At 32.0% G+C, this 6,165-nt stretch carries 5 protein-coding genes and 1 pseudogene; 4 read left to right on the forward strand and 2 right to left on the reverse strand.

What is annotated here, in order from left to right:
• Window positions 1–103: 103 nt before the first annotated feature.
• Window positions 104–691, reverse strand: coding sequence for an HD domain-containing protein (locus tag B5E87_RS10435; RefSeq protein ID WP_087244865.1), 588 nt, complete (start codon window positions 689–691; stop codon window positions 104–106).
• A gap of 301 nt (window positions 692–992) precedes the next feature.
• Here B5E87_RS10435 and B5E87_RS10440 point away from each other — a divergent pair, with 301 nt between their 5' ends.
• Both B5E87_RS10440 and ybaK read left to right on the forward strand, forming a co-directional pair.
• Window positions 993–2,168, forward strand: a complete 1,176-nt coding sequence (locus tag B5E87_RS10440; protein WP_158095602.1) for a MalY/PatB family protein — start codon at window positions 993–995, stop codon at window positions 2,166–2,168.
• Window positions 2,169–2,178: 10 nt separating this feature from the next.
• A complete protein-coding gene (gene ybaK / locus B5E87_RS10445) occupies window positions 2,179–2,652 on the forward strand; it encodes a Cys-tRNA(Pro) deacylase (protein ID WP_087244867.1) in 474 nt (157 codons plus the stop codon).
• Between the two features lie 22 nt (window positions 2,653–2,674).
• Here ybaK and B5E87_RS15450 read toward each other — a convergent pair whose 3' ends face one another.
• The gene (locus tag B5E87_RS15450; RefSeq protein WP_087244868.1) at window positions 2,675–3,394 is read right to left on the reverse strand and encodes a metallophosphoesterase; all 720 of its coding nucleotides are present in this window, start codon (window positions 3,392–3,394) and stop codon (window positions 2,675–2,677) included.
• Between the two features lie 240 nt (window positions 3,395–3,634).
• Between B5E87_RS15450 and B5E87_RS10455 the strand changes: the two genes are divergently transcribed.
• Both B5E87_RS10455 and B5E87_RS10460 read left to right on the forward strand, forming a co-directional pair.
• A complete protein-coding gene (locus tag B5E87_RS10455) occupies window positions 3,635–5,329 on the forward strand; it encodes a phospho-sugar mutase (protein WP_087244869.1) in 1,695 nt (564 codons plus the stop codon).
• A 480-nt stretch (window positions 5,330–5,809) separates the two neighbouring features.
• Window positions 5,810–6,165 (forward strand): annotated as a pseudogene (locus B5E87_RS10460) (hypothetical protein); the annotation flags it as partial.

Here is a 6,165-nt window from a genome sequence, read left to right on the forward strand (position 1 = left end):
TCCTATCGACATTGATAGTATGAACGAAAAAGCGAAAAAGGAAACAAGTAAAAAGATAAAGATTTTCTAAAGAAAATAAAAAAACAAGCTAAGCTTGTTTTGATTAAGAATGCTTTTTTCCTTCCATAAAATAAGTGGCTTCCATATCGGCAGTAGATAAGGCAAAAGCGAGTGGAAACATTTCAAAAGCAGCACCTACATTTCTGGCATCTTCATTACCAGCAAATCCCATATGATAACGAATCGCAAAGGCTTCTTCTCTTGTTAAACGCATATAGCCACTAATCATATAAACACTTTTTTCTCCATGACCATAAGGCAATGTATCTTGAAATTCATAAAAAGGCACTTGAATCCATTGTCCATTTTCTTTGACATTTCTCATACTTTGTTTATAACAGTTAATTTTACATAAATCATGAAGTAAAGCAACAATAGCGATAGTTTCTTCATTATAATTCAAATGGTATGTTTTTTGAACACGTTCACGTGATAAATAGTCTTTTAGACAATCATAAACATTGAGGCTGTGCTCCAGTAGACCACCTTCATAATTACCGTGATATCTTGAACTGGCAGGGGCTTCAAAAAAATCAGAATTACGTGATAATAAAAATTCTAATAATTTTTCACTTCCATCACGATGAATTTTTGTTTTATAAATTTCAATAAATCTTTCTTTGTTTGTCATTTTCTCACATCCTTGTTTACATTATAACAAATAATCATCATAAATTTGATGATTTAAATAGATTTTTTATGATTTCTTTAAGAATAGTTATCATTGAAATGATTGTAATGATAAATATCAGTGTTTTCAAAAAAAGTGGTATAATCTTTTGAGAAAATCAATTTGAAGTTTTAAACAAAAAAAGATGATAAAGATTCAAGTGAGAACTGTTTATTGCTTGTCACATGAAAACGGCTTATAATAACATATAGGCCGATGTATTTTTTGTGGAAAGATATTGATTATGAAGGGAGATAAAAGAATGAAAAACGATTTTGGATCAATATTAGAAAGAAGACATAATGGTTCTATGAAATGGGAAGCTCCATATATCAATAAGAGATTCCATACTCATTTTCAAACTGAAGATCAGTTTTATCCATTATTTATTGCGGATATGGATTTTAAGATGGATGAAAATGTTCAAAAGAGATTAATGAAATTTGTCAGTGAGGGAGATTTAGGCTATTTTCATGTCCAAGATAGTTTTTATGAAAGCATTATTCAATGGTATGATGAAATTCATCATATTCATATCAACAAAGATTGGATTATTCCATCTATTGGAACAATTACATCACTACATTTATTAACTGATTTATTCGCAAGAGATCAAAACATTTTAATTATGACACCTGTCTATGGACCATTTTATAATTGTGCTCAAATTGGGCATGCTTATAAGATGCCATTAAAAAATAAAAATCAGGAATATTTGATAGACTATGATGAATTGGAAAAGATGTTGAAATTACATCAAATTGATGTCCTGTTGTTCTGTAATCCACATAATCCTGGAGGTAAAGCCTGGTCATATGAAGAACTTAACCAATTAGTTCAATTATGTAAAAAATATCAAGTCATGATTATCTCTGATGAAATTCATGGCGATATCCTTATATCAGATAAAAAATTTGTTTCTCTTATCCAATTTTTTGATATTTATGATCAGATTATTGTATCATCATCGCCAAATAAAACATTTAATATTTCAGGATTATCAACATCTTTTACAATCTGTAAAAATGAAGATTTCAATAAACAATTTAATGATTATCTCTCAAAGCTTCATATAGGTCCACAACGTATTGGTATTTATATGATTGAAACTGTTTATAATGAGGGGAAACAATGGTATTATGATTTATTAGAATATCTTCGTCAAAATATCAATATGACAATGGAATTACTAGAAACAACAGATATGAAAATCATGAAACCTGATACGGGATATTTAATATGGGTTTATTTACCAAAAATAGCCAATATTGATCAGTTTGTTATTGACTTAGCTAATGAAACACATGTGTTATTGGAAACAGGAAGCCGTTTTATTGATAATTATGAGGGATGGGTACGTATTAATACAGCAACAAATTCAGATTTATTAAAAGAAGCAATGATGCGATTTATTGAATTCTATAAATCATATAAGTAATGGTGTAAAAATGAAAAAGATTAAAACAAATGTATTAAGGTTATTGGATCAGCAACATATCAATTATGAAACACGTGAATATGAGTATGATGACAATCATTTATCTGGTGAACATATTGTTCATCAGGTAGATTTAGAAGCAGATGAAATCTATAAAACACTTGTATTACATGATCATCATGAATATTTGGTTTGTTGTATACCAGTCATGGAAGAAATTGATTTAAAAAAACTGGCGAAAGCCAGTGGGCATAAAAGTGTTGAAATGCTTCATCAGAAAGATTTATTACCATTAACAGGATATATGCGTGGTGGGTGTTCTCCTATTGGCATGAAGAAAAAGTTTCCTACTTATTTTCAGGAAGATATTTTGCTGTTAGATAGAGTCGCAATCAGTGCAGGAAAAAGAGGTTTACAGGTGATTTTAAAACCTCAAGATTTAATCCAATATGTCAATGGTCAATGTGTAGATGTGATAAGATAAAAAAGCAAGGGATCCTTGCTTTTTATTTATGAGTGATTTCAATGATTTGATGATAAAGAATATGCATACTTCCTATATCTTTATCTATATGGTAATGACCTAGATACCAGTCTTGAAATTGTGTGGCCTTTTTAAGCAAATATAAAACACTATGAATATCTTCATATTCATCACCATAAACAGTCATATCACAACTATCATAAAATCCTAAATATTCTTTAATGTCACGAGGGGCATCGTGACTTAAAATATAATCAACCTGATTATGATATTTCTTGAGATTAGTGAGGGCATGATTGACTTCTTCATGTGTTGGCAATTCTCCTTTCCACCATGAAATACCTTCTTTTCTATAAACACGATCAGTTGAATAGCCACCACCAAAAGCTAAGAAAGTTTGATTATTAAGTGTAAAGATTTCACCACGCATCAAATGAAAAATACTATTATTGATTTTATGAATACGTCCACCATTCCAGTTTTCTATGGGATATGTTTTTAATAAATCATGATTTTCATGATTGCCATCAACCCATAATGTTGTCCAAGGCTGTTCATCGAGCCAGTTTTGCCACCAGCGATCAGATCCAGCTAACTCACCACCCCAGACACAGCCAAAATCGCCACAGATTATCACATAGTCATCTTTGGTTAAGGTTTTTCCTTCAGGAAAGTTCTTTCTTGCAAGTTTTTGAATATCATATGAGCCATGTGTATCACCAGTTATAAAAATTCTTGACATATTATAACCTCGCTTTCTTTTCATTATTATATCATCATTTTATATGATTGATTTTATTTTTTTATGTTTGAATATCTATTATGAAAAGTGAAAAAACACATAAATAAAACAAAAAATGATAGTGGTTACATAAATTTGTGAAAACTATTATTTTTTAATGAAAATGTTTACATTTCAAAGTGGGTTTTTATGGCGTTGGTTTTTAAGATTTGTTATAATAGAAATAGAGGTGAAACAATAATGGATTATAAAGCAAATTATGAAAGATGGTTGAATCATCCTGCAATGGATGCAGCCACAAAAATGGAATTAACAAACATGGGAGAAAAAGAAAAGGAAGATGCATTCTATACAAATGTTGAATTTGGTACTGCTGGTATGAGAGGTATTTTGGGACCTGGAACAAATAGAATGAACATCTATACTATTAGAAAAGCAAATGTTGGTTTTGCAAAATATGTATTGGGATTAGAAAATGGAAAGGAAAGAGGCGTAGCTATCGGTTATGATAACCGTCATATGTCTTACCGTTTTGCGATTGAAAGTGCTAAAGTTTTAGCAACTTATGGTATTAAATCATTTATTTTTGAAAGCTTAAGACCAACACCAGAATTATCATTTGCGGTGAGATATTTAAAATGTGCTGGTGGAATTATGATTACTGCATCACATAATCCTAAAGAATATAACGGATATAAAGTTTACGATGATACAGGATGTCAGTTGATTCCTGAATGGGCTGATGAAGTTGTTAAATATGTTAATGAAGTTGAAGATGAATTAGATATTCATGTATGCAGTGATGAAGAAGCTTATCCATATATGACATGGATTGGTGAAGAAGTTGATGAAGCTTATTATAAAGCTGTTATGGGTATTGAAATTAATCCTGGTATGGATAAGAGTGGATTTAAAATTGTCTTCTCTCCACAACATGGAACAAGCAATATCCCTGTGAGAACTTGTTTAGGACGTTTAGGATATGATGTTGTGCCAGTATTAGCACAATGTGCTCCTGATCCAGATTATACAAATACAAAATCTCCTAACCCTGAAGTGGATATGGCTTATGAATTAGCTATCATTAAAGCTAAAGAAGTTGATGCTGATGTTGTTGTTATCTGTGACCCTGATGGAGATAGATTAGGTGTTGTTGCTAAACATGATGGAAAATATGTATTGATGAGTGGTAACCAATCAGCTGCCGTTTATCTTGAATATATTTTAAGTCAAATGAAAGAAAAAGGAACATTACCTGATAATGCTGTTATGTATAATACCATTGTTACTTCTGATTTAGGTGAATTAGTAGCAAGAAGCTATGGTGTTGATGTAGAAAAAACATTAACTGGATTTAAATTCATTGGAGATAAGATTCGTAAATACGAAAAAACTGGAGAAAAACAATTTGTCTTTGGTTATGAAGAATCTTATGGATGTGTTGTTAAAGATTTTGTTAGAGATAAAGATGCAGTACAAGCTGTCTTAACTGCTGCTGAAGCTGGTAACTATTATAAAAAACAAGGTAAAGATTTAATTGATGTATTAAATGAATTATATGCGAAACATGGTGCATTTAAAGAAAGTCAAATTGCTTTATCTAAAGCAGGTGCTGCTGGAGCTGCAAGAATTAAAGAAATCATGGATAATTTAAGAAAAGATGCACCTACTGAAATTGGTGGTGTTAAAGTTGTTGCTGTTGAAGATTATCAGACAAGTGTAAGAACTGAAAATGGAAATGAAACAACTATTGATTTACCAAAATCAAATGTATTGAAATATTATTTAGAAGATGGTTCTTGGATTGCTGCTAGACCTAGTGGAACTGAACCAAAATGTAAATTCTATTTCTCAATTAAAGGTGCAACTGTTGATGATGCTGCAAGCAAAACAGAAGTGTTCCAAAAGGATATGATGAATATTATCGGTGAATAATTCACGATACTTAACAATACTATAATATAGTATAGAATACTGATAAAAAAGTCTGATTTAATCAGACTTTTTTTTGCGTGTGCCACGCATGGCATAAAACTTGGTGGTGAAAGTCCACTGTGGAGGTTTCGTACTACCAACCACTAGCCAAAGACAAGGTATCCATCGTAAGGTGTGAACGGGAGGAAGTCGGAGGCAAAATCCTGACCCAAGGAACACGAACTATTTGAGGCATATGCTTATCGGATGAGATTGCGCAACAAATCAAAGTCCAATAGTACGACGGAATAAGCAATGTAAAGATAGTGGGTACATGGGATGAAAGTGTTATGTCTTACCGTGGGAGGTCCTAGGGACATGGTGAAAATGTAATCATGGTGGAAACGTTTGTCCTAGGAAGTCAGCCGAGGTCATAGTAGTGATGATGGTAACTGTAATGGTTATCTAGCGAAGGACCGAACATAAGGAGGTGAACTGGAGATGAAAGATACTCAAGATAAAATAGGATACTGTCAACTATCATTAGGCTTACTCTATGAAGATAGTACGGAATACGACAATAACGGAGAAGTGTATCCTGTATCAAAACAAGAGATATCACATATGAAGAACACCAATAGATTTGTAGTACATGAAAAGTTACTTGAAGCAATCGTAGAAGATGCCAATATAGAAAAGGCGATTCAAAGGGTTGTGAGCAATAAGGGGAGTGGTGGTGTAGATAAAATGCAAGTCGCAGAAGTTCGTACGCATTTCGCACAACACTGGTCTTATCTAAAGAAACTTATCATGGAGGGACATTATAGTCCGCAAGCCGTCAAAAGAGTAGAAATACC

It is taken from the genome of Massilimicrobiota sp. An142, from assembly GCF_002160725.1.
GTDB classification, from domain to species: Bacteria; Bacillota_I; Bacilli_A; order Erysipelotrichales; family Coprobacillaceae; genus Allocoprobacillus; species Allocoprobacillus merdigallinarum.